Origin of the sequence: Lysinibacillus sp. NPDC097231 (genome assembly GCF_044761885.1) — a bacterium.
Lineage (GTDB): Bacteria > Bacillota > Bacilli > Bacillales_A > Planococcaceae > Lysinibacillus.
Genome location: NZ_JBIWDH010000003.1, coordinates 176,598 through 199,788 on the forward strand (window position 1 = coordinate 176,598; position 23,191 = coordinate 199,788).

A 23,191-nucleotide genomic window follows, 5' to 3' on the forward strand; every position below is an offset into this window, starting at 1 on the left:
GTTGTATCAAATTCTACTATAATTATTAGAAATAAATGCTTTGAAAACCTTGAAGTATTTGTAAATCAATTTTATCTGCCTTTGTCCTTTGAATGATAAAATCTAATCCCTGTTTTGTGTTATCTGCAAATTTAGGCAATGCTTCAAGAGCATCTGTTAAAGGTTTGTTGAAGTTGTCCCAATGTATTGGAATAATAAGTTTCGGTTGTATTTTCCATACAGTTTGTTCATAATACATGTTTTGAAAATCTTGATCCTGAGCTCCTAATACCCCTATTCCTAAAAATAATACATTAGCTCGAATACCATCTAATGCCCCTTCTATATAGTTAGCACTGGGTTTTACAAAGAATGTTTTATTATGATGCGTAATCAAAAAATCGTATGAAGAATCTTCATGATAATCTAGAGCTTTTGCTGGTTGTTTAAGTGGCTCTTTTATTTTTTCTCCTTCGTCAAAAGTTGGTGAATGTTTTGATTGAAAGACTGTGACAGTAAAATCCCCAAACTGCATTGCCTTATTCACTTCGTATACAGACATCTGTTTCATATTTATACCATCACCAAGTCCTATATTAATGGCTGATTCTGAACCATATACATGTGTCCCAGTTTGTTTAGCGATATAAGCTAAATCTAACGCATGATCATAATGTGTATGAGCTATGAACAATCCCCGAAGCTTATTATTATCAATTCCTATTTTCTTAAAGGCTTTATTTACAGCATCTGCATCAGTTTGTACAGTGCTGAAAGGCAATATTTTTGATAAGGGCGGCCTAGAAATAAAACCATCAATCATTAATTGTGTGTTGCCATCATCAAATAATAAAGATGATGTTCCTAAAAATGTAACCTTTATCTCACCTTGATTGAATATTTTTTGCTTTGTATTGGGAGCGTAATATTCCTTGTATTGCCGAATATCTGCCGAAGGTGTTAAAAACTTATAATAAACAAAAGTGGAAGCGACTATCATAAACACTAATCCTACAATCATAATCTTAAGTCTTTTACTTATTATGTATTTCAAAGAATAATCTCCTCTCTAAACATTAGATATTATAAGAATTCTAAAAGGAGATTTATTCAAGCACACCCCTCCTTTGAGCGAGAATATTTTAATTTCGTGAGTCATAAGAAGCTTTCCATTTTGAATCATTACATCCCTTGAAACCGATGGGAGACAGTCCTAAATATTTATTGTCGTTTCATCCATTCACAAAGTGCATATACAGTTTCACGATTTTTTGCTGGCGGATACTGATGGGCGTAGTGACGATCATACCATGTCTCATAGGTTTTATTGGCATCCTTTAGATAAAATTCTAACTGTCTCGCATGTTCAATATCTACATTTTCATCACGGTAGCCATGAATAATAAGAACTGGGGCTGTGATATGCTCAATCTCAAATAGTGGTGTTCGTGCATCATAAGCCTCTGGTACACGATTAGGCGTTCCACCAATTACACGCTTCATCATACGTCGCATATCTGACCGCTCCCAATAGGTAGCAGTTGCATCAGATACTCCTGCCCATGTTACAACAGATGTAATATCTCTGCGTAATATTGCTGTCCAAAGTGCCATAATCCCACCACGTGAAAAACCAAAGACATGAATATTATCATTACAAAACTGCTTTAGCACATCTACTGCATATACAGCATCATAACGATCAGCTCCTGCAAACTCATCTCGACCTTCCCCGCCTCGATTACCACGATAATATGGAGCGAACACTATAAAGCCTTGTGCTGCAAACTGTGCAACACGTGAAGGTCTAACCATACCAATACTTTGCATACCTCCTCGTAAATATAAAAAGCCATCATATGTACCCTCTGTCTTAGGCTCTGCTAACAATCCCTTCACACGTAGCCCTTGCGACATATAAGTAATCTCTGTTAAACGAATGGCTGGATTAGGCGAAGGATAAGCACGCTTTGTAACGATTTTACCATTGGTCATAATGCTTCAACTCCTCCAGCATTTTCTGCATTCCTTCATCCTTCATATGAAAGCTTAAATTTGGATGATTAGCAAACTCTTCATCCGTTAGCCAAATCATTCCCGATGTTTCTAAATCAAACTCGATGTCCTCCTGCCCTTCATACTGTGCAGTAAAGACAGTTTTACAAAATAAGATTTCATCATGTACTGCGTATTCTGCAAACCATTTAAGATTTTTCACATGAACACCAGTCTCCTCAAATACTTCTCTAACCGCAGCCTCTTCCAATGTTTCTCCAGGTTCTTGCTTCCCACCTGGAACCTCTACACCTCGACGCTTATGAATGGTACATAACCACTTATTTTTATATTTTAATAAAACAAGCACATGTTTAGGTTCAACTTCAAGCTCACCTCTTGTAAAACTTAAATCCACTCGTAATCCATTTAAATCTGTAAATGAAAACATCCTCTTCAACTCCTCTATATAAATCGATAATATCTCGTACACTGAGTTGAATCTATTACTAAAAAATAATGGCATTCCTCAGCAGATCAATTCACGAATCTCCCCCGATGAAAAAGCAGGATTCGAATACATTTTATTTTTACTATAGTGTAACTATCTTGGTACAATCAACAAATTAAATCACAAAAATTCGATTCTATATTTATCCTAAAGTGAAAAAAGAATAGGAGGTTTGATTTACATGTTAAAGATGATAATTGCACTGCAAAAGATTCGTTGTCAACTTGGGCATTAACGATTGCAAAATATAATTTTCGGCCATCTCCACTATATGCTCCAGGCTATTTACTTATTGTCGCTTCCATTTTTATCGTTGTTTTTTATTAAATTAAATGAGCAACAGTATCAACTTGCATCATTACTGGAAATTGCGATAATAGCTGAAATACAAGAAAAAAGCGTGCTTCAAAATGTTTGAAGTCACGCTCTGTTTTTAAAACAATTGACAAATTGGACTAACAGATAACTAGACACGTTTGTTAAAGTAAGGAAGTTGTTCCACAAAAGCCTTCGTTTCCGCATCCCCATATTCATGGACAAGTGCATAGATTTTCATTAATCGTAAATCGATTTCATCATTTTCTCGATCTAAATGGTATTGCAAATATGGCAATTGTGCACGCCATGCATTTGAAATTTCAAGCAGCTGCATTTGTTGAAAAATCCTTTCAAATACATCTAATGCTTGTCGATCTATATTGAGTTCAAAGTTCCACGGTCCTGCATATGGATTTGTATAATACGTTCTATTGGCAAGTGAAAAATATACACGTTGACGATCCATCTCTTCAAAACACTCCTTTTACCATAGTATGGTGGAAAAAGTGCTGTTTTATTCGCTGGACTGTCAAACTTCCTTCACAATTGAGGATAGCATCTAATTTATAATAGATACTATGAACAAAGAACGGAGTGAGTGCCATGAGTTTAGCTACGCTCTTAATAGTTGCTGTCATCATTGTTATTTTCTTTTTGGTCGCGACTATTATCAGTGTCAACCGTGCGTATGCCTTTAAACATACAGTTGATGAAAAACCTAAGCAAAGTTTTCAACAAGATGAAGACTAGTTCAATTAATATATTTTTATAAATGAATCACTTATAATATTTTATAAAAGGATGTTAGTTTAGATGCACTAGCCTTAGTCAGCTAATAAATTGGATTTGGAGTGAAAACAATGGGAGTACCATTACCAATAATAATTATGATTGCAATGATGATGCTAATGTTTGGCGTTTCTGTCATCGTTCTTCTAAAGAAAAAAGGCAATCTTTTTACACAAACTATCGATGCTAAACCTGAACAGGTCAACTCTCAACAAAAGGACAGACAAATATGAAATATCCCTTTATATGGCTCATTAAGTTTTACAGAAAATTCATATCACCAATGACGCCTCCATCCTGCCGCTTCTACCCTACATGCTCCTCCTATGGACTTGAAGCATTTCAAAAACACGGTGCCATTAAAGGATTATTTTTAACCGTTAAACGTATATCAAAATGTCAGCCATTCCATCCTGGAGGCTTTGATCCCGTGCCTGAAAAATGGCCTTCGAAAAAAAGTTAATTTTCGAGGGTCATTTTTTCTTGTGCTTTTGTCAGATGTACGCTATTATAGATACTGTTCTAAAAAATAAATCGTAATGATTACTATTTGAAAGAGGTATGCTATAAAATGAAAAAAATATTTTTGTTATTTTTAGTGGCAGTTCTTGCCCTATTCACCGCTGCCTGTGGGGATAAATCATCCAAACAGTCTGAAGCAAAGGATAAATTAACAATTTATACAACTGTGTATCCGTTAAGTTATTTTGCCCAACGAATTGGTGGTGATTTTGTAGAGGTTTCTTCTATTTATCCTGCTGGAGCCAGTGAGCATACATTTGAGCCAACACAAAAAGATATGATGAAGCTTGCAGATGCTGATGTATTTTTCTATATTGGCTTAGGGCTAGAAGGCTTTGTTGAAAATGCTAAAAAAACGCTAGCCAAAGAAGATGTAACAATGGTTGCAACAGCAGATAATGTTTCAGATGAAAAATTAGCTGTGAGCACTGGTCATACACATGATGAAGAGGAAGCCCAGCATGATCACGATCATGCTACCGCTGAAGAAGAACACGGACATGAAGATCATGATCACGGAAATATAGATCCTCATGTTTGGCTATCACCAATTATTAGTCAAGACTTAGCACTTTCTATTAAAAACACTTTAGTTGAAAAAATGCCAGAACAAGAAGCTACATTTACAACTAACTACGAGGACTTAGTAAAAGAGCTACAAGGTTTAGACAAAGATTTTAAAGCAATGGCTGATAAAGCACAAGAGAAGTCATTCTTCGTATCACATGCTGCATTTGGCTATATCGCAGGTCAATATGGCTTAAAACAAATTCCAATAGCAGGCTTAAACTCACAAAATGAACCTTCACAAAAGGAACTAACAGCAATTGTTGATAAAGCGAATGATTTGCATATTCATTACATTTTATTTGAGCAAAATGTCTCTTCTAAATTAGCCGAGGTTATTCAAAAGGAAGTTGGAGCAGAATCACTTGTCTTGCATAATTTAAGCGTTTTAACAGCAGATGATGTTAAAAACAATGAAACTTACTTTACACTTATGAAAAAAAACATTCAAACATTAGATACTGCATTAAACGCTCATTAATGAATAAGGAGGTGCCCCAAACATCGTATGGGACACCTCCTTTATTATGACGTATTTTTCTTGTGGGATACGTTTTTTTTCCGTTCTATAAATACATATCCGCCACTTTTTTATTTGCACTGCATTGTGCGCGATCTTTCGATTAGCCTTTACTTGGGCTATATTACTTTCTAAAATAATTGCTTCCTCTTCATTTAAATACAACTGAGCAGAATTATCGCTTTTTTTATCTTTTAAAAGCTGTATAGGCTGTTCAACTAATTGTTTAACTGTATATTTATTTTTCTCTAAAATGGACAGCCCTTTATTAAAATTATTGCCCATTATTGGTTTTGTTAGAATTTCAACCCTACTAGTTCTTTGGAAATTAGTATAGGCTTCGCTTGTTGCTGCCGGGAAATTTGTATAATCCCATGTGTGATCTTGCGCTAACTGGCGATCAGAAACTAAAAAATAATTATATCGTACTTCACCCTTACGATCAGGCAATGGATCATCCCATGTTACGTCGATATGATACCATGCCTTATCTAGCTTCACTAATACCCATGCATGTAGCTGCTCCCCCACTTTTCCTGGTACATATTGTACCTCAAAGCCTAGCATCTCTAACATGCGATAAAGCACTAAAGCATAGGCCTGACAAACTCCCTTGTTTTCTGAAAGCAATGTGTAGGGAGAATATTGGCTTCCCTCGGTTTCCTTTGAATATTCAGCAGATAAAACGATAAAATCATGTGCAGCTTGTATTTTCTGCAATTCATTTAATCCATACATAGGTGCAATAATATTCGCCAATGTCTGTTCTACATATACCTCCTCTTCTTGTGAAATGTGATAAGAAAACTGAAAGTTAATGACAATATTATTGGCATAGCCATCATATTTCCATTTTAAACTAGAAATATTGGCGTAAATATATGGATCTTGAATAGCACTTTTTATAAGCTCTGTTAGTTCATCTTTTATTTCCGACGTATCACCAATGTAACGAATATCAAATTCAGTAGATAATTGCATGACTTCTTGTTCAATTAGTTTTTGTAGTGTTTCTATTGAATTAGCTGTTGCTATATTCTTTTTTTCATAGTTTGCGAAAACTTGCACATGACTCATTTGTAGAACAAATAATATAATGACAACATTATATATATATTTTCTCATCTGAGTCATTCTCCTTTACTAATAGTTTATGCCTTTCATTTTTTATTATGTTAATGAATGATTAATTTCATTCTAAAAGTTTATAAACTCTAAAAAAATCTGTATATGGAAATCTGAGTGAATATTTGGCACTTTAAATGTGGTGATTTCCGTTCCAGGCTACTCGCTTTGTTGCTGCCGCTTCGCTTTCGCACAGTAAACATTTGTTGCTGCCGCTTCGCTTTCGCACAGTAAACATTTGTTGCTGCCGCTTCGCTTTCGCACAGTAAACATTTGTTGCTGTCGCTTCGCTTTCGCACAGTAAACATTTGTTGCTGTCGCTTCGCTTTCGCACAGTAAACATTTGTTGCTGTCGCTTCGCTTTCGCACAAAGCAAGGCTTCCTGTGGGCGAGCGCCGAGCCGATTCCTCCGCTAAGGGGACGAAGGCTAAGTGCATCACGTCCTATGTCAACGCCTTAATGACCTCATCGTGTTGGCCATAATAGTTTTTCAACAACATGAAAAGAAGCCCTCTTATCAGATAGTGACCCCTTAAAGTTAGATTTTTAACTCTAACTTTTGGGGTGCAACACCATCAATGAAGGCTTCTTTTTTGTCTTAGTTCATTAATTTTCTACGAAGCAGCTTATTGGCACCGTTTCGAGGAAGCTCGTCCGTTACAATAATTTCTTTCGGAATTTTATATTTAGCAAGTTTCTTCTGACAAAATTCTTGTAATTGCTCTACTTGTATTTGTTGTTTTAATACAACAAAGGCAATTGGTACTTGTCCCCAATCAGCATCATCAATGCCACATACGCCCGCTTCCTTAACAGCAGGATGTGTAAGCAGCACATTTTCAACTTCAGCAGGATAGATATTTTCACCACCAGAAATAATTAAATCAGCACGACGATCAATGACAAACAAATAACCTTCTTCATCCATATAGCCGATATCTCCAGTATGAAGCCAACCATCAATCGTTGCACTTTTTTGGGCAAAACGTCCAATATAACCTGGTGTAACATGTGGACCACGTATGCAAATTTCTCCTTCACCCTTGCTATTCGGCTCAGCAATGTGAACTTGATTGAAAAATAATGGCTTTCCAGCTGAACCAATTTTACGCATCGCATCTTCATTTGCTAATGTTGCCGTTTGTGACGAAGTTTCTGTCATGCCATAAGTTTGAGCTACCGCTAAATTTAAAGCTTGAGCTCTTTTTAAATAATCAACTGGCACAGGTCCACCTCCTGCTAAAATCATTTTAAATCGTGAAGAGGCTTGTGCATTTTGGTGTTCAAGTGTATGTAGAATTCTTTCTAATGTAACTGCGACAACTGACATGTGTGTGACATCGCCATCCATAATATTTTGTGAAATAGCTTCTACATCAAAATGATCATATAAATGCACCTTATTGCCGTATAATAGCGAGCGCACTAAAATTGAAAAGCCGCTAATATGAAATAATGGTACCGCGCAGAGCCATACATCATCTGCATGCAAACCTATATTAAGAACAGAGGCCGTTGCACTTGCCTGATGATTGCCAACTGTTTGACGCACACCCTTTGGAAAGCCAGTCGTACCAGATGTATACATAATCGTTGTTGTTTGATTTAAAGACCATTCTTTCGTAATATCAATAGCCAATTCTGCACCTTTTTCTATAGCAGAAAATAAATGATAAGACGAATGTTCTGGTAATTTTCCAATATCCTCATCTGCCATTAATACTGCCACTGCCTGTGAATCCTCTAACTGATAGGCTATTTCAGCCTGAGAAAGCCTACGATTTAACATGACCATTTCACATTGTAAATGCATACATGCGTACATCATGATGACAAGAGTGGGCTTACTCGGTCCCATTATAGCGATACGGTCTCCTTGATTAATACCCAGTGCTGTTAGTTGGCGGGCACGCTTTAAAGATAAATCGTTTAATTCTTGAAATGTCCATGTTTGCCCTTTATATGTTAAAGCATTTCGCGACGGTGACAAATACGCTCGCTGTAAAATCCAATTTGGAAACATTTTTGTTGTCCCTCCGATCAATCTTTATCTTACCGCTTTATAGAATTATCCGTCTATCTGTTTCACTTGGACGAGTCTATCCGTCACTTTATTGATTCTATCCGTCATTTGGACAATTCTATCCGTCACTTCAGGAATTCTATCCGTCATTTGAACAGTCCTATCCATCTCTTCAACTATTCTATCCGTCTCAACCTCCCAAGCATACAAAAAGCTCGTATCTCCATAAAGATACGAGCCGTGCAACCCTTTAAATAATCAAGGGAATCTTGGGAACTGACCGAAATCTGGTTGACGTTTTTCTTTAAATGCGTCGCGACCTTCTTTTGCCTCATCTGTTGTGTAATAAAGAAGAGTAGCGTCGCCAGCCATTTGTTGAAGACCTGCTAAACCGTCTGTATCTGCATTCATTGCTGCTTTTAAGAAGCGTAGAGCAGTTGGAGACATTTGTAGCATTTCTTCACACCATTGTACAGTTTCGTCCTCCAATTGCTCATAAGGAACAACTGTGTTAACTAATCCCATATCAAGTGCTTGTTGTGCATCATATTGACGGCATAGGTACCAAATTTCACGTGCCTTTTTATGACCAATAATACGTGCAAGATAGCCTGAGCCATAACCAGCATCGAATGAACCAACTTTTGGTCCAGTTTGTCCAAAACGAGCATTGTCAGCAGCAATTGTTAGGTCACATACAACATGTAATACGTGTCCTCCACCGATTGCATAGCCTGCAACCATCGCTACTACTGGTTTAGGAATAACACGGATTAAACGTTGTAAATCAAGAACGTTTAGGCGTGGGATTTCATCTTCACCAACATAGCCGCCATGTCCGCGTACCTTTTGGTCTCCACCTGAACAGAAGGCATGTTCACCTTCACCTGTTAAAATGATAACTCCAATATTTTTGTCATCACGTGCACGTGAAAAAGCATCGATCATTTCCATTACCGTTTTTGGTCGGAATGCGTTGCGCACTTCTGGACGGTTAATCGTAATTTTTGCGATACCGTTATAGAACTCATACTTAATGTCTTCATAAGTATGTAAAGTAGTCCATTGACGTGTCATTGAATTGCCTCCTAATAAATATATTCGTCTCGTTACTAATCGAGGCGGTAACGTAATAATATTACGATCAATTATGCCTCGGCATAATTGCGTCTGGAATCGGCTTTGTGCCTGCACAAAGAACTCCTTTCCGATTCCGTGACATCCGCCGGAGGCTTTAACTTCTTTCAGCGGGTGTTTGGACACCCGCTGAAAAGTGACTTAAAACCGCTTTCATCTCACCACCTATAAAGGCGGGAGACTTCTGCTGAAAGAAGTTAAATACTCCTCTACTATTGTAGCAAACTCAGCGGGATTTTCCACATGAATTGCATGTCCAGCATCATTTACTATCTTATGCTTAACATTTTTTAATAACGCTTTCATTTCTAGTGCAATTTTACAAAATTTCTCATCAAGTGAGCCAGTTATTAATAAAACAGGACATTCAAGCTCAGCCATTGATATCCAATTTGACGGTTGGGTGCCTGTACCAATGCCCCGTAAGCTACCTGCCAGGCCTTCCTCCTTCTGAGAAAGTCGTTCTGCCTGAATAGCTTGTCGTACACTGTGTGGTAAACGCTTTTGGGACTCAAACAAAGGAATGTTCTCCCACGCATTAACAAAAGATCGTAAACCATTATCAATAATTTTTTCAGCTAGAGCGTTATCTCTTTCACAACGTTCAGAACGTTCCTGTGAAGTTCGTAAACCTGGGGAAGCACTTTCTAAAATAAGCTTTTCAATGCGCTCAGGGCAGGAGAGTGCATACGATAATGCAATTCTTCCTCCCATTGAATAGCCTAACAGCGTAAATTGTTTTAGCTGTAGCTGTTCAAAAACTTCCTCTAAATCTTGGATTTGTTCATGCATAGAGAAGCGACCGATATGCGAAGGTATAGCTGTTTGCCCATGTCCAATACAATCAATCGCAACTACTCGTACATTAGTCAGAGTTTTCGCTAAATTTCGCCATGTAGCCGTACTACCTGTAAAACCGTGTAAGGCAACGAGCGTTTGCTGCGCTCCATCATTCCAGATCTCCACATGTGTTTCAAGCCCACCAATCATTAGCTTTGCCATGCTTTTAACCCCGCGTTAATACGATTCCAAAGTGCCTTGTGCGCATAAACATTTTCCTCTCTGTCTGTGAAAATTTCTAATAAGCGCAATGGACGTTTTTTTGTCGTCTTAAACTTCTCTGATAGCTCTGAAATATCTTCTACACGAATGTAGTCCATGTCATACATCTTGGCAATATCATGGAATTCAAGAGCAGTAGGCGTGCCAAATAAATCTTCATAATGTGCTTCCACTGTAGATTGTGGTAAATAAGAGAATATACCGCCACCATCATTATTCATAACGATGATCGTCAAGTTGCACTCCTGATATCTTGAAGCAATAAGACCGTTGACATCATGTAAAAACGCTAAATCTCCTATAAGTAAGTAGGTTTCACGATTATTACCTTGACTAAAGCCCATTGCTGTTGATACGACGCCATCAATACCATTTGTGCCACGATTCGCAACAATTCGAATATCTTTCGGTGTAGCCATTAAAAACGTATCAATATCACGCACTGGCATACTGCTACTCACAAAAATATCACTACCATTTGGGATTATCTTCAGTAAATGACTGACCATTGCTCCCTCATCGATAGCAGCTTCAGAATAATGTTCTATATACTCTAGTGCAATATCATTGGCATCCTGCCATTCAGCTAAATACTCAGACTCTAACGCTGTTTTAGAAATCTCCAGTTGAGTAAGCCACTCACCCATGCTTGCTTGAATAAAATGAGTAGAGACACCTGTAGAATCACGGAACATCGGATCTTCATCGACTACTATATAAGCATCTGGTTGAGATTTTGTGATAAATTGCATGATAAATTTAGAAACTGGCTGTGCTCCTAAACGAAGCACCGTATTAGGTTTAACCAATGCTTTAAACTCTTCACTCTTCATTATTGCATCATACGTCGTGATAATGTACGGCAGACAATCCGTTGGGACAGACGTTCGCATATGCGATAAACTTTCGACAATGACCGGCCATTTTAATTGGCGAACAAACTCCCACAAGAATGTTAAATCTGTACCAAGGGCTAGTTCCCCAATAATCACAAAACCTCTTTCGGAAGCACTTAAAATTTTCGATAGCTCCTGCTGAGTTGCCTTTGGAGGCATTAGCTGAGCGATACTACTGTTCTTAAATGTTGCCTCTGGAAGCTCATCCCTAAAATCAATCAATAAAGGTTCTCGGAATGGTACGTTAATATGCACTGGTCCAAACGGTGCGCTTGTTGCAATTGCTACTGCACGAGCGATATGGCGCTCTATAAATGGTAGTGTTGGTGCAGCATCATCTGGTAGCGGGAAATCTACACTCCATTTAACATGCTTACCGTATAAATTTGGCTGATGAATAGCTTGAGGTGCTCCTACCTCCCGCAATTCATGTGGACGATCAGCTGTAATGACAATTAACGGTACACGAGCATAGCTTGCTTCCACAATGGCAGGAAAATAGTTTGCTGCAGCTGTTCCAGATGTACATAAAAGTACAACAGGTTTTGCTGTAGCCTTAGCTATACCTAGTGCAAAAAAGGCAGCTGAGCGCTCATCAACCTGACGATACATATGGAGCTGTTTCGTTGAAGCAAAAGCATAGGCTAGTGGCGTTGAACGTGAGCCCGGGCTAATTACAACGTTTTCTACACCAGCTTGTACTAAAGATGCGACCATTTTATAAACATAATCCGTTAAAATTTTCCGTTCATTCATGTAATTGTCCTCCTAGCGCACGAAGCATTGGGCGGAATTTCACTAATGTTTCCTCGTATTCAGATTGTGGTTCTGAATCTGCTACAATACCGCCACCAGCATATAAATAGGCTTTATCCGTAAGTAAAGCAGCTGAACGAATAGCAACTGCAAATTCCCCATTACCCTCTGCATCCATCCAACCAATTGGCGCAGCATAAAGTCCACGATTCATAGGCTCATATTTACGAATAGCTGCCATTGCTTCTTTTCTCGGAACACCACCTAAAGCAGGCGTTGGATGCAATGACTTAGTTAGTTGTAAAATTGATGCTTCTCTATTTAATTGACCCTCAACAGGTGTGTATAGATGTTGTATATCTCTAATTTTCAGTAAGCGAGGGCTATCTGGTATTTTCACATCGATACAATTTTTACGAAATGTTTCCGCAATCATATCGACAACATATTGATGCTCGCCACCATTTTTGGGATCATTTAATAACCTCTGTCCGTAGGCTTCATCTTCCTCAGCTGTCTTACCACGTTTAATAGAGCCGGCAACACAAGATGAAAAGGCACGTCCATCTTCTACCTTTACAAGACGTTCAGGTGACGCACCAAAAAACAGTAAATCTTGACGCTCTAAACCAAATAAATAGCTTTCTGGCTGTTCATGAATAATTTGTGATAGCACTTGCGGTGAAGTTACGTGCTCCTTAAATTGTAATGCCAGTGACCGTGCAATTACGACTTTATCTGCCTTCTTCTGCTTAATCAATGCCGTTACTTGATCAATTGAAGCTAAGTATGGATCCTTATATGGCTCGTAATAACTTGTAATCTCGGGCTTTGAATACGTTTTCACTTCTTTTACCTGAGCGGCATGAATTAGATGATCTCGCTCTTTACGTAGCGCTTCAAATTGCGCCTCTGTCTGCTGATCCCTTGTAATAAGATGAATGCTTACATACGCTTTGTCATCACGAATGACAAGCTGATACGTTGCTAATGCAAAGTAAGCCTCTGGGAAGTCTGTCCACTCTCCATCTACATTATTTTGAGGATCGAATGTAAAACCACCAAACAAAATTGGCTGTAGTTCACTCTGTCCTTTTACACAGTTTTTCGTTAAGCTTTTCCACTCTGCTTCTACGGCATCAAAACGATCATCTTTGGCGTTATTGTGAATCGTATGAGCATGTCCAAGCCCTACTAATGTCATTGTTTTTTCTCTATTTTGCCAATAAAATCGTTCACCTTTATAACGCTCCTCGCCCGCTGCATAAAATGCTAGCGCAGATAAGCGACTTACTTCAATTGTTTCCATATAAAAATGAAGGCTTTGGCCCAAAGAGTCCACTTCTACTTCTGTGGCTTGGTACCACTTCTGTTGCATGAAAATTACCTCCGTTGTTGCAATGTACATAATGAATGACGCCTCGGTTCAAGTATATCTGACCGGGGCTTGCTTAATGAAGTGAGCGTTTGTACTATCACTACATCATATTCTTTTCGTTAAAATAGCCATCTTTATATGTTAGACAGCCTATTTCTCGTACTGTTGCTATTATCCTAATTTTTGTTTCCAGTTCATAAGTGCATGTTCTATTGTATCATTTTTTTCAACTGAACTGTATGTAATAAGCTGTGAACCTACCCAATTTCTCTTTCTTCGTTTAAAATAAGAAGAGTCTACAACATTTGAAGGAGAGAAAGACCTTATGACCAAAGTCATTGAAGCTGATAGGGGTTTTAAAGTTTGGTGGCATTTAACACGTCCACATACTTTAACCGCTTCATTCGTTCCAGTATTTTTAGGAACAGCAATTGCCCTTGCAATTGAGAAACAAACAATTGATTTTGGACTATTTTTTGCTATGCTCATTGCAAGTATGCTTATACAAGCAGCAACAAATATGTTCAACGAATACTACGATTACAAACTAGGGTTAGATAATGAACATTCTGTCGGTATCGGCGGAACGATTGTCCGTCATGGCGTTCAGCCAAAAACAATTATGATGATTGCCTTAAGCTTTTATGCTATCGCGATGTTACTTGGCATTTACATATGTGCCTCTACTTCTTGGTGGCTTGCAGCTGTCGGCCTTGTTTGTATGCTAATTGGTTTTTTATATACAGGAGGACCGTATCCAATAGCCTATTCCCCATTTGGTGAAATTGTATCTGGAGCTGTTATGGGAATGGGTATCGTCTTAATTGCCTTTTATATTCAAACGCTTACAGTTACTCTTGATGCCGTTTTACTCTCTGTACCAAGTATGATTTTAGTGGGTGCTATCATGCTGTCCAATAATATTCGTGACATCGTTGGCGATACAGAGGGTGGTAGAAAGACGCTTGCCATTTTAGTAGGTCGTGATCGTGCCATTTCTGTGTTATCTGGCTTTTTTATCGTTTCATACTTATGGGTAATCTCCCTTGTAGCAATTGATGGCATTACTTTTTGGGCTTTAATTATTTTCTTAAGTGTTCCAAAGCCACTGCGTTCGATTCAAATTTTCCGCGATAAAAAAGAAGCCAAAGAAGTGATGCCTGCGATGAAATTTACAGCGCAAACGAATACATTCTTCGGCTTCCTCTTAGGAATCGGTTTATTAATTCAATATTTCTTTTACTAAGATACAACAATCAACTATGACTCGAAATAATTGCGTCCGAAAATTAGCTTTGTGTTTAGGCCTGCAAGATGCAGGTCAGTTACCGTTATCGCATGGATACGATGATTTTAAGCGAACATCCTATATTCATTCCTTTCTGATTCCATGACATCCGCCGGGGGCTTGAAAGAAATTAAAATGCAGCGCCTTAACAGGTTGCTGCATTTTTTACATAGCGTCGAAAATTATTATTTGCAATACCACGAACTTCTTCGACTGAAAAATGTTCACCTAAAGCCTCTAGCAAATTTTGTGCCTCTCCAGCATGCGCTAATCCTTTTATAGTAGCATCAATCCCATCAAAGTCTGAACCTAATCCAAGATGCTCTACTCCCACTATATTTGCCAGATGTTTGACATGCGCTACTAAATCATCCATTGTAGCATTGGCACCGATAAAAGAAGGAAAGTAAACTACATGAATATGTCCACCATGCTCTACTAGCGCCTTTGCTTGAGCATCCGTTAAATTTCGTGGATGATCACAAAGCGCACGTGCATTACTATGACTCGCGATGATATACTTTGTTAAAGGTAGCACGTCCCAGAAGCTCTGTTCATTTAAATGTGAGACATCGATAATAATATCTCGCTCGTTTAACAAGTTTATAACCTCTTTACCAAATGGCTTTAAACCAAGGCTTGCATCCTGTTCAGCACCGTGAGCTACGGCATTTTCTTCATTCCATGTTAGCCCAACAAGCTTCACGCCTGCATCTAATATCACAGAAAGCTTTGCTAAATCTTTGCCGATTGGAGCACAGCCCTCTAAACTTAAAATAGCCCCAATTTCATGCGGAGCTAAAGTATCTAATTGTGACCAATCAGTAATGTGAACCATGCCTTCAGTTTGTAATACATGTGTATGAAAGGCTTCAATTTGACGTACAACTTCCAAAAATTGCACACTTTGTGAAATTTCAGGATTAATATAAATAGCAAAAACTTGTGCTTTTACTTGCCCTAATTGTAATCTTCCTCGATTGGTAGCCAAACGTTCATCATTTTCAAATTTTGCATCTTCTAAAGTTGTTAATTTCCATAGTGCATCACAGTGTAAATCAATTATCTCCATATTCTCACCTCATACAGCTATTATACTGCTTGGAGGTGGAAATGCTTACAAACTTTTATCTTGAGGTGTATCAGAGTTGCCGAATTGTTCAAGTTCTATGAAGTCATCTGATTTTGGTGTAGGAGACAACACATCTTCCTCTACTGGCCTTAAATAATCTTCCATTTTTTCTGCATGCTCAACACAAGTCAATGCTTCCGGCTTAGCTTCTAAGCGACCAATAGGAATCTCTTCTCCACATATAGCACATTTTCCATAAGTACCATCCTCCATCGCTTGCAATGCATGTTTTATTTCCTCAGCATGGTCACTACGGTGCTCATCAATCACCATTTCCGTTAGCTGATCAGTTAAATCACTGGCATTATCAGCTGGATGATTATCATAATTAGATAACTCAGTCGCTTGTGGTCGCTCCGATTCCTCAAGTTGCTTTTCTATCTCCTGTAATTCCTGCTCTAATTGCTTTTTAAATTTTTCCATTTCTTGTGGGTTCAAAAACATCTCCTCCTCATCCTTCATTTTTTCCTAAATTAATATTTCTAAAACATGAAAGCATGAGGAGGAATCACTTATTTTTTCGTATAATTTATGATAGCATCATGTAAAAATTGCGTTGCCCCCTTAGAAACACGTTCATCATAATAAGATGTAAAGCGTTCATCTGCTAAATACATCTGTGCTATACCTGCATGTGCCTCCTTTGAATATTGTGACCATGAAAAACATAGCCAACGCTTATGAAGCTCCGCCACCTCCATAGCCACATCACTTTTTGTATTACCCATTTCTAGCGCCTCTTTTAAACGATCTAATAATTGCTGTTCTAGCTGCTGCATGGCTTTAAATTGTTCCTCAGTCAAATTCATTAACTTTGCATTCGACGCGTCAACCTTTTCATCCCCATATTTTGTACGAATTTCATGACCATATTGCTTCTCATTATCCTCAATTAGCTTCTCTTTAAATCCATTAAATTTCTCTTCATTTGTCATTGGTCGTTCCTCCTCAATAGATTGAATTGTTTTTTCCACTGTTTGTAATATTTTTTCAAGCTGCTCCTTGCGTTTTAGTAACGCAGCATGATGTGTTTTAAGTGCCTCTGTAGGCCGAAAATCAGGAGCTTGAATTATGTCCTGAATAGTTGCTAGCTTCATATCTAATGCTCGATAAAATAAAATTTGCTGTAGCATATCTACCTCAAATTGACCGTAAAATCGATAGCCGGCCTCATTGGTTCTTGCTGGTTTAAGCAATCCGATTTCATCGTAATAACGCAGTGTTCTCGTGCTAACCCCGGACAATTGAGCAAGCTCTTGGATCGTATATTCCACACTTTCTCACCTCCACTAATGCTACTGTAAACCTTTACGCAACGTTAATGTCAACCAGAAAATCTAAAAAATTTTTTTCATCATTCGGGCATTTTTTAGCTTATTGTGAATAAAAAAAGCAAACTAGCCATCCCTATCATGCTAGTCTGCTATTATTTTTACATCTTGGCATATTTCCCATGCCACACAATATTTCTATAGTTCTCTATATCAGTGTCTCCCTCAGTATTAATAAACAATACACGAGAGCTTTTATCTAATTGTAAACTGTCCTTCAGTTCCGTATATTGCGAATTGGTCATCAATTCATAAAAACATCCGACAGGAGCAGCCCCTGATTCTCCTGCAATAATTCGTGCATCTGTAGCTAACGGATTGCCAAGAATGCGCATACCAGTTGCAGCAACCTCCTCATCACAACAGATACTCACCTTTGTATAAGTTTTTAATAAATCCCAGGCTAATGGATTCGGTTCACCACATGCAAGCCCTGCCATAATTGTCTGCATCTCTCCGCCAACTGTTACAAACTGCTCTGTTCCTTCTTTAAAACTTTCATAAAAGCAATTTGCTGCATAAGGCTCAACTAAGACAAACGTTATTTCTTGCTCATAATATTGCGTTAAAAAAGCGACAATAGCTCCGGCAAATGATCCTACGCCTGCCTGCAAAAATACATGTGTAGGTGCATTTTCCAATTGTTCAACAATTTCTTTTACTAATGTTGTATATCCCTGCATAATCCATAATGGAATTTCCTCATAACCTTCCCACATTGTATCTTGAATAATGACCCAGCCATTTTCCTTTGCCAGCTGTGAGGTATATCGAACTGTATCATCATAATTCATCGTCGTTATTTCAGCATAGGCTCCCTCATTTTTAATATTTTGCAAACGTTCCTCTGCACTACCAGCTGGCATATAAATACGCGCCTGAAAACCAAGCTCTCTTGCAGCCCAGGCCACTCCACGACCGTGATTTCCATCTGTCGTTGAAATAAACGTTAAGTCCCCTAACTGCTCCTTTACTTTTGATGATTTTAGCTCTTTAAATGACAGCTCATCAATATTTCTCCCTAACATTTGAGCAACATACCGCCCTATGGCATAAACACCACCTAAAACCTTGAATGCATTTAAGTCAAATCGAAAAGATTCATCTTTTACCTTAATGTTATCTACTCCAACTAATGAAGCGAGAGCATTTAAACTGCGTAAAGGTGTTTGTTTAAAATTCTCATATGTTTGATGAAATGTTGTCACACGATTCACTTGATCTGGTGCGAAATTATGTAAAAAAGCTATTGTTTGTTCTATGTTTTTTTGTAATAAATATTGTTGATTATCTACCCACATTAATTTATCCATCCGTATCCCCCTAGTCTTAGTCCTATCACCATCTTAGCTTATAGGAGTACAAAACTCAAAATAAGAAAAACGCTATACAATAAAATGATAATTGTATAGCGTTCTTAACAGTTATTTAACAAAGATTTCTTCAACTTGGTCAAGCATAATATTAGCTGCAAGGATACCACCTGCTGTATTCCATATTACGTCGTCAACTTTATAAGCATTTCCTTTTTGTACTGCACTTAGGTTTTTCCATAGTGGATCATTTGTCCATTCTTCTTCTGTTTTTAATGCAGAGTCATCCCCGGTTGGCATGTATGTAAAGTAAAAAATAACATCCCCATCCATTTGAGGGATTGCTTCTTTTCCTATATCAATAGCTAATTTCCCTAATTTTGAATTATCTTTAAATAAATCTGCCTGCTCTGGTACTCGTTTAAAACCTAAGGCATCAAAAATAACACCTGAGTATGAATCTGTATAATAGATACGAGACTTATCCGCCATAAAGCGTACGAATGAAATTTCTTGGTTTGTTTGGTCTCCAAGTTTTTCTTTAAGAGCTTGTACTTTCTCATCGTATGCTTTTAAAACTTCCTCGCCTTTAGCTTCTTGATTTACTGCTTTTGCATAAAGTTTAAAGTTTTCTTTCCAATCACCGCGTAAAGTTTCTGAGAAAACGGTTGGAGCAATTTTGCTAAGTTTCGCATAATCTTTTTCTTGTCTTAGTTTATTACCAATGATTAGATCTGGTTTTAAAGAAGCAATTTTTTCGATATTAATTTCATGTTCAATGCCGACAACTTCTACGCCGTCCATTTGATCTTTAATATGGTCATACCAGGGATCACCTGTCCAAGATTGTACTGCACCTACTGGCTTAATACCTAAAGCTAACAGTGCTTCTGTACCTTCATTTGTTAAAACGACAACACGTTTTGGCATGTCCTTTACTTCAGTTGTCCCCATAGCATGTTCGACACTATAAGCTTTACTTCCAGTTGTACTTTCTTCTTTAGTGTTTTCTTTAGTATTGCCACAAGCAGCTAAAACAAAAATAGCTAAAACGACTAATAAAACTAGTAATTTTCGAAATGCTTTTTGCACCTTTTCTTCCTCCATTGTGTATGATAAAATGTTCATTGAAAATGATAATCAATTTCAATTAATTAAGAACGATTATAATCATATTTGATGAATCTATCACTGTCAATAACTAATTTAAACAATTTACTATACATTCTATTGAAGGAAGAGTACGAAATTATATGATCTTAAAAAATAATTTTTCAAAAACAGTAGCGTTAATAGTAGGAGCTCTCCTCTTACTCCTTTGTATGGGAATAAGTATTGTATACGGCTATGCAAATACATCCATTCAAACTACATATGAGTCTTTTACCCATTTTAATAATTCTAATGAGCACATCATTATTCAAAATGTTCGTATTCCCAGAGCATTAATCGCTACTTGTGTTGGTGCTTCCTTAGCGATAACAGGCGTCCTGATGCAAACGTTAACCAAAAACCCTTTAGCCTCTCCTGGCTTATTAGGTATTAATGCAGGTGCTGGTTTTGCAGTAGTGTTTGCGATGATTTTTTTCCACATCTCGAGTTTGCAATCCTTTGCATGGATAGCTTTTTTAGGTGCTACAATTGCAGCTTTATCTGTTTACGGTATTAGTTCGACTGGTAGAGATGCCGTTACTCCTGTCAAAATAACTCTAGCCGGTGCCGCGATTAGTGCGCTTTTTGCTTCCTTTACTCAAGGCTTACTTGCAACAAACGAAGCAGAACTCGAACAAGTACTATTTTGGTTAGCGGGATCTGTACAAGGGAGAAAACTTGAAATTCTTTTATCTGTACTACCCTATTTAGCAATTGGATGGATTGTGGCTTTGTTAATCTCTTCTAAAATGAATATTCTCGCTCTTGGAGATGATGTAGCAAAGGGCCTAGGATTACCACTAGGTTTAATGAAGTTAACAGTTGGCATTATTGTGATTTTATTAGCAGGTGGATCAGTTGCAATAGCAGGTCCAATAGGATTTGTTGGAATTGTGGTACCTCATTTTGCGAGAAAGTTTGTTGGTACAGATCATCGTTGGCTAATTCCAGCGGCTGCTTTATTTGGGGGTATCCTTTTATTAATAGCCGATGTAGCTGCCCGCTATATAATTATGCCTCAAGAAGTACCAGTAGGGGTAATGACAGCAATGATTGGCACACCATTCTTTATTTACCTCGCACGAAAAGGTGGAAAAAAATAATGAAACATTTAATATCTATACGTTTATTTCAAAACAAAATGTCCTTTTTACTTGATGAAAGTGCCACAAAAAAAATTGTTGTGATTAGTTTAATTACAATAGCTGTTTTTTTCGTTAGTGCATCATTAGGTGATTCTTTTATAAATCCACTAAAGGTATTGCAGGCCATAATAGGCAAAGGCTCTGAATTTGATCAACTAATTATTATTGATTTTCGTTTACCTAGAATTTTTATTGCTGCTTTTGCTGGAATGGCTTTAGCAGTAGCAGGTGCTATATTACAAGGAATTATTAAAAACCCTTTAGCTTCTCCGGAGATTATCGGTATTTCAGCAGGTGGAGGAGCTGCAGTTGTTGGTTTTTTAGCAATATTTAGCGATTCAAATCACTCCTTAAGAGTTAGTATTGAATGGTTACCTCTCGCAGGTTTTATTGGGGCAACTTTTGTTGGATTTATTGTTTACTTTTTTGCTTGGAAAGATGGTGTAACACCAACTCGCCTTGTACTAATTGGTATTGGAGTATCAGCATTCATGCAAGCTATTACGACGATATTGATGATTATTGGTCCTATTTATCAAGCCAGTGAAGCGAATAAGTGGATTACGGGGAGTGTCAAAAGTGCAGATTGGCACCAAATTCAAATTATAGTTCCATTAATAATAGTCCTCCTACTTATAACCTTTTTTATTACTCGACAGTTAAATGTTCAAGAATTGGGGGACGATACAGCTGCAAGTTTAGGACAATCAGTGCAAAAAACACGCCTATTCCTAATGCTTCTAAGTTCAAGTTTAGTAGCGAGTGCAATAGCATTTGCTGGATCTATCGGATTTGTCGGTTTAATGGCACCTCATATTGCTCGCCGTATCGTAGGACCAGCATTTGGTGTTTTAATACCAACTTGTGCAGCAATAGGAGCTTTGCTAGTAATGGTTGCAGATATGATCGGACGCACTGCATTTAGCCCTTTAGAAGTACCAGCTGGTGTATTTACTGCTGCCATTGGTGCTCCTTATTTTATCTATCTATTATTTAGAAACCCTAAAAAATAAAGGAGTCAAATAGCATGACTGAAACTTTACAAGCTCAATCACTAACACTAAATTATGGTGATTCCAATATCATTGAAAACTTAAATCTATCTATTCCTATGAACGAAATTACTGTACTAATTGGCGCAAATGGCTGTGGGAAATCTACACTTTTACGTTCTATTGCTAGATTATTAAAGCCTAAACAGGGTTCCGTATTATTAGATGGAGAAGATATTTTTAAATTATCCACTAAACAAGTAGCAAAGAAGCTTGCCATTCTTCCTCAATCACCTATAGCACCAGAGGGTTTAACAGTACTACAACTTGTTAAGCAGGGGCGTTATCCTCATCAAAGCTGGCGTAAACAATGGACAGAGAGAGATGAGGAAATCGTATTAAACGCATTAAAAGCAACCGGAGTTAATCATTTACAAGATAAACCCGTTGACGAGCTTTCAGGTGGTCAACGTCAACGTGCCTGGATTGCTATGACACTTGCACAGGACACAGATATCATTCTGCTAGATGAGCCAACTACTTATTTAGATTTAACGCATCAAATAGAAGTTTTGGACTTACTATTTGACTTAAATCAACAGCAAAAGCGAACTATTATTATGGTCTTGCACGATATTAACTTGGCATGTCGCTATGCTGATCATATCATTACGGTCCAAAATCGAGGAGTCTATCAACAAGGAAGACCCGAAAAAATTATAACAACTTCACTTGTAAAGCATGTATTTGATCTAGATTGTAAAATGACAACCGATCCTATTTTTGGTACGCCATTATGTATACCGTTTGGAAAAGGTCGCAAAATCTATTAGGTACAAGTACCAGAGAATATAATAAACCCAAAAGCCTCCACAGATTTAGAAAATTCTGTGAGGCTCTTGGTAACGAACAGTGATGGAAAGACTTTAACAAAAGTAATCGGATAATAGGAAATGACTTAGCACTGACTTCTTTCATCATTGTGCATAGAGTTTCGTATACGGCTGTTCAACAATGCAGTCTATCCTTTGTTTTAGCCATATCTCAATGAAAATTTCCACACTCCCATTCCATATTCATTCGACCTTGTTTTTCCACAGAAATGGGTATAAATGGCCTAAGCCCTTTCTGATACAAATATATTACAGCCAGTTAATGCGAGATAAATCGAGTAGGAGGGGGTGACTAACCCCCGACCTCTCTCACCACCGTACGTACGGATCCGTATACGGCGGTTCAATTAAGATGAATAACGCAAGA

At 37.7% G+C, this 23,191-nt stretch carries 24 protein-coding genes; 8 read left to right on the top strand and 16 right to left on the bottom strand.

Features of this window, described 5'->3' with window-relative positions; genetic code table 11:
* Nucleotides 1-25: 25 nt before the first annotated feature.
* The 4 genes from ACIQXF_RS04090 to ACIQXF_RS04105 all read right to left on the bottom strand — a co-directional run bounded on the left by ACIQXF_RS04090 (nucleotide 26) and on the right by ACIQXF_RS04105 (nucleotide 3,269).
* Nucleotides 26-1,000, bottom strand: coding sequence for an MBL fold metallo-hydrolase (locus tag ACIQXF_RS04090; RefSeq protein ID WP_402779491.1), 975 nt, complete (start codon nucleotides 998-1,000; stop codon nucleotides 26-28).
* 200 nt (nucleotides 1,001-1,200) lie between these two features.
* Nucleotides 1,201-1,977 carry an alpha/beta hydrolase family protein gene (locus ACIQXF_RS04095; RefSeq protein ID WP_402779493.1) on the bottom strand — a complete coding sequence of 259 codons (777 nt, stop codon included), beginning with the start codon at nucleotides 1,975-1,977 and terminating at the stop codon, nucleotides 1,201-1,203.
* Nucleotides 1,961-2,425 (bottom strand): NUDIX domain-containing protein, encoded by a 465-nt coding sequence (locus tag ACIQXF_RS04100; RefSeq protein WP_402779444.1) that lies wholly within the window; start codon nucleotides 2,423-2,425, stop codon nucleotides 1,961-1,963. Before ACIQXF_RS04100 ends, ACIQXF_RS04095 begins: the two co-directional genes overlap by 17 nt.
* 526 nt (nucleotides 2,426-2,951) lie before the next feature.
* Nucleotides 2,952-3,269, bottom strand: coding sequence for a transposase (locus tag ACIQXF_RS04105; RefSeq protein ID WP_402779446.1), 318 nt, complete (start codon nucleotides 3,267-3,269; stop codon nucleotides 2,952-2,954).
* A gap of 137 nt (nucleotides 3,270-3,406) precedes the next feature.
* Between ACIQXF_RS04105 and ytzI the strand changes: the two genes are divergently transcribed.
* The 4 genes from ytzI to ACIQXF_RS04125 all read left to right on the top strand — a co-directional run bounded on the left by ytzI (nucleotide 3,407) and on the right by ACIQXF_RS04125 (nucleotide 5,162).
* A complete protein-coding gene (gene ytzI / locus ACIQXF_RS04110) occupies nucleotides 3,407-3,553 on the top strand; it encodes a YtzI protein (RefSeq protein WP_402779448.1) in 147 nt (48 codons plus the stop codon).
* A gap of 110 nt (nucleotides 3,554-3,663) precedes the next feature.
* On the top strand, nucleotides 3,664-3,825 hold the full coding sequence (locus ACIQXF_RS04115) for a hypothetical protein (protein ID WP_402779450.1): 162 nt from the start codon (nucleotides 3,664-3,666) through the stop codon (nucleotides 3,823-3,825).
* Nucleotides 3,822-4,055, top strand: coding sequence for a membrane protein insertion efficiency factor YidD (gene yidD / locus ACIQXF_RS04120; RefSeq protein ID WP_402779452.1), 234 nt, complete (start codon nucleotides 3,822-3,824; stop codon nucleotides 4,053-4,055). Before ACIQXF_RS04115 ends, yidD begins: the two co-directional genes overlap by 4 nt.
* A 108-nt stretch (nucleotides 4,056-4,163) precedes the next feature.
* A complete protein-coding gene (locus ACIQXF_RS04125; RefSeq protein ID WP_402779454.1) occupies nucleotides 4,164-5,162 on the top strand; it encodes a metal ABC transporter solute-binding protein, Zn/Mn family in 999 nt (332 codons plus the stop codon).
* Here ACIQXF_RS04125 and ACIQXF_RS04130 read toward each other — a convergent pair.
* From ACIQXF_RS04130 to ACIQXF_RS04160, 7 genes are all read right to left on the bottom strand, one after another.
* Complete coding sequence (locus ACIQXF_RS04130; RefSeq protein WP_402779456.1) at nucleotides 5,148-6,326, bottom strand: transglutaminase domain-containing protein; 1,179 nt, start codon at nucleotides 6,324-6,326, stop codon at nucleotides 5,148-5,150. The genes ACIQXF_RS04125 and ACIQXF_RS04130 overlap by 15 nt on opposite strands.
* Nucleotides 6,327-6,485: 159 nt before the next feature.
* Nucleotides 6,486-6,695, bottom strand: a complete 210-nt coding sequence (locus ACIQXF_RS04135; protein ID WP_402779457.1) for a hypothetical protein — start codon at nucleotides 6,693-6,695, stop codon at nucleotides 6,486-6,488.
* A 229-nt stretch (nucleotides 6,696-6,924) separates the two neighbouring features.
* On the bottom strand, nucleotides 6,925-8,349 hold the full coding sequence (locus ACIQXF_RS04140; RefSeq protein WP_402779459.1) for an o-succinylbenzoate--CoA ligase: 1,425 nt from the start codon (nucleotides 8,347-8,349) through the stop codon (nucleotides 6,925-6,927).
* A 258-nt stretch (nucleotides 8,350-8,607) separates the two neighbouring features.
* Nucleotides 8,608-9,426: a 1,4-dihydroxy-2-naphthoyl-CoA synthase gene (gene menB / locus ACIQXF_RS04145; RefSeq protein ID WP_274794182.1), complete on the bottom strand. Its 819-nt coding sequence runs from the start codon at nucleotides 9,424-9,426 to the stop codon at nucleotides 8,608-8,610.
* Between the two features lie 225 nt (nucleotides 9,427-9,651).
* Nucleotides 9,652-10,488, bottom strand: coding sequence for a 2-succinyl-6-hydroxy-2,4-cyclohexadiene-1-carboxylate synthase (gene menH, locus ACIQXF_RS04150; protein ID WP_402779462.1), 837 nt, complete (start codon nucleotides 10,486-10,488; stop codon nucleotides 9,652-9,654).
* Nucleotides 10,476-12,200 carry a 2-succinyl-5-enolpyruvyl-6-hydroxy-3-cyclohexene-1-carboxylic-acid synthase gene (gene menD / locus ACIQXF_RS04155; protein ID WP_402779464.1) on the bottom strand — a complete coding sequence of 575 codons (1,725 nt, stop codon included), beginning with the start codon at nucleotides 12,198-12,200 and terminating at the stop codon, nucleotides 10,476-10,478. The genes menH and menD overlap by 13 nt, the downstream gene beginning before the upstream one ends.
* Nucleotides 12,193-13,578: an isochorismate synthase gene (locus tag ACIQXF_RS04160; RefSeq protein WP_402779466.1), complete on the bottom strand. Its 1,386-nt coding sequence runs from the start codon at nucleotides 13,576-13,578 to the stop codon at nucleotides 12,193-12,195. Before ACIQXF_RS04160 ends, menD begins: the two co-directional genes overlap by 8 nt.
* Nucleotides 13,579-13,903: 325 nt before the next feature.
* On the opposite strand from ACIQXF_RS04160, the gene ACIQXF_RS04165 reads away from it, so the two are divergent.
* Nucleotides 13,904-14,824: a 1,4-dihydroxy-2-naphthoate polyprenyltransferase gene (locus ACIQXF_RS04165; RefSeq protein WP_402779468.1), complete on the top strand. Its 921-nt coding sequence runs from the start codon at nucleotides 13,904-13,906 to the stop codon at nucleotides 14,822-14,824.
* A 187-nt stretch (nucleotides 14,825-15,011) separates the two neighbouring features.
* Here the strand turns inward: ACIQXF_RS04165 and ACIQXF_RS04170 are convergent, their stop codons facing one another.
* From ACIQXF_RS04170 to ACIQXF_RS04190, 5 genes are all read right to left on the bottom strand, one after another.
* Nucleotides 15,012-15,938 (bottom strand): dipeptidase, encoded by a 927-nt coding sequence (locus ACIQXF_RS04170; protein WP_402779470.1) that lies wholly within the window; start codon nucleotides 15,936-15,938, stop codon nucleotides 15,012-15,014.
* 45 nt (nucleotides 15,939-15,983) lie between these two features.
* Nucleotides 15,984-16,421 carry a TraR/DksA C4-type zinc finger protein gene (locus tag ACIQXF_RS04175; RefSeq protein ID WP_402779472.1) on the bottom strand — a complete coding sequence of 146 codons (438 nt, stop codon included), beginning with the start codon at nucleotides 16,419-16,421 and terminating at the stop codon, nucleotides 15,984-15,986.
* 89 nt (nucleotides 16,422-16,510) lie between these two features.
* The gene (locus tag ACIQXF_RS04180; RefSeq protein WP_402779474.1) at nucleotides 16,511-17,272 is read right to left on the bottom strand and encodes a MerR family transcriptional regulator; all 762 of its coding nucleotides are present in this window, start codon (nucleotides 17,270-17,272) and stop codon (nucleotides 16,511-16,513) included.
* A gap of 158 nt (nucleotides 17,273-17,430) precedes the next feature.
* Entirely contained in the window at nucleotides 17,431-18,642 is a 1,212-nt protein-coding gene (locus ACIQXF_RS04185; protein ID WP_402779476.1) for a diaminopropionate ammonia-lyase, read from the bottom strand.
* 111 nt (nucleotides 18,643-18,753) lie between these two features.
* The gene (locus tag ACIQXF_RS04190) at nucleotides 18,754-19,749 is read right to left on the bottom strand and encodes an ABC transporter substrate-binding protein (RefSeq protein ID WP_402779495.1); all 996 of its coding nucleotides are present in this window, start codon (nucleotides 19,747-19,749) and stop codon (nucleotides 18,754-18,756) included.
* 146 nt (nucleotides 19,750-19,895) lie between these two features.
* Between ACIQXF_RS04190 and ACIQXF_RS04195 the strand changes: the two genes are divergently transcribed.
* The 3 genes from ACIQXF_RS04195 to ACIQXF_RS04205 are packed head-to-tail and all read left to right on the top strand — an operon-like array spanning nucleotide 19,896 to nucleotide 22,764.
* The gene (locus ACIQXF_RS04195) at nucleotides 19,896-20,897 is read left to right on the top strand and encodes a FecCD family ABC transporter permease (protein ID WP_402779478.1); all 1,002 of its coding nucleotides are present in this window, start codon (nucleotides 19,896-19,898) and stop codon (nucleotides 20,895-20,897) included.
* A complete protein-coding gene (locus ACIQXF_RS04200) occupies nucleotides 20,897-21,952 on the top strand; it encodes a FecCD family ABC transporter permease (protein WP_402779480.1) in 1,056 nt (351 codons plus the stop codon). The genes ACIQXF_RS04195 and ACIQXF_RS04200 overlap by 1 nt, the downstream gene beginning before the upstream one ends.
* Nucleotides 21,953-21,966: 14 nt before the next feature.
* Complete coding sequence (locus tag ACIQXF_RS04205; RefSeq protein ID WP_402779482.1) at nucleotides 21,967-22,764, top strand: ABC transporter ATP-binding protein; 798 nt, start codon at nucleotides 21,967-21,969, stop codon at nucleotides 22,762-22,764.
* Nucleotides 22,765-23,191 lie beyond the last annotated feature (427 nt).

Coding starts and splice junctions, on each gene's coding strand:
- ACIQXF_RS04100 (WP_402779444.1), bottom strand. CDS start 2,425: ATGTTTTCATTTACAGATTTAAATGGATTACGAGTGGATTTAAGTTTT.
- ACIQXF_RS04200 (WP_402779480.1), top strand. CDS start 20,897: ATGAAACATTTAATATCTATACGTTTATTTCAAAACAAAATGTCCTTT.
- ACIQXF_RS04195 (WP_402779478.1), top strand. CDS start 19,896: ATGATCTTAAAAAATAATTTTTCAAAAACAGTAGCGTTAATAGTAGGA.
- ACIQXF_RS04090 (WP_402779491.1), bottom strand. CDS start 1,000: ATGATTGTAGGATTAGTGTTTATGATAGTCGCTTCCACTTTTGTTTAT.
- ACIQXF_RS04140 (WP_402779459.1), bottom strand. CDS start 8,349: ATGTTTCCAAATTGGATTTTACAGCGAGCGTATTTGTCACCGTCGCGA.
- menH (WP_402779462.1), bottom strand. CDS start 10,488: ATGGCAAAGCTAATGATTGGTGGGCTTGAAACACATGTGGAGATCTGG.
- ACIQXF_RS04115 (WP_402779450.1), top strand. CDS start 3,664: ATGGGAGTACCATTACCAATAATAATTATGATTGCAATGATGATGCTA.
- ACIQXF_RS04125 (WP_402779454.1), top strand. CDS start 4,164: ATGAAAAAAATATTTTTGTTATTTTTAGTGGCAGTTCTTGCCCTATTC.
- ACIQXF_RS04175 (WP_402779472.1), bottom strand. CDS start 16,421: ATGGAAAAATTTAAAAAGCAATTAGAGCAGGAATTACAGGAGATAGAA.
- ACIQXF_RS04170 (WP_402779470.1), bottom strand. CDS start 15,938: ATGGAGATAATTGATTTACACTGTGATGCACTATGGAAATTAACAACT.
- ytzI (WP_402779448.1), top strand. CDS start 3,407: ATGAGTTTAGCTACGCTCTTAATAGTTGCTGTCATCATTGTTATTTTC.
- menB (WP_274794182.1), bottom strand. CDS start 9,426: ATGACACGTCAATGGACTACTTTACATACTTATGAAGACATTAAGTAT.
- ACIQXF_RS04205 (WP_402779482.1), top strand. CDS start 21,967: ATGACTGAAACTTTACAAGCTCAATCACTAACACTAAATTATGGTGAT.
- ACIQXF_RS04105 (WP_402779446.1), bottom strand. CDS start 3,269: ATGGATCGTCAACGTGTATATTTTTCACTTGCCAATAGAACGTATTAT.
- ACIQXF_RS04165 (WP_402779468.1), top strand. CDS start 13,904: ATGACCAAAGTCATTGAAGCTGATAGGGGTTTTAAAGTTTGGTGGCAT.
- ACIQXF_RS04190 (WP_402779495.1), bottom strand. CDS start 19,749: ATGGAGGAAGAAAAGGTGCAAAAAGCATTTCGAAAATTACTAGTTTTA.
- ACIQXF_RS04185 (WP_402779476.1), bottom strand. CDS start 18,642: ATGGATAAATTAATGTGGGTAGATAATCAACAATATTTATTACAAAAA.
- ACIQXF_RS04130 (WP_402779456.1), bottom strand. CDS start 6,326: ATGAGAAAATATATATATAATGTTGTCATTATATTATTTGTTCTACAA.
- menD (WP_402779464.1), bottom strand. CDS start 12,200: ATGAATGAACGGAAAATTTTAACGGATTATGTTTATAAAATGGTCGCA.
- ACIQXF_RS04160 (WP_402779466.1), bottom strand. CDS start 13,578: ATGCAACAGAAGTGGTACCAAGCCACAGAAGTAGAAGTGGACTCTTTG.
- yidD (WP_402779452.1), top strand. CDS start 3,822: ATGAAATATCCCTTTATATGGCTCATTAAGTTTTACAGAAAATTCATA.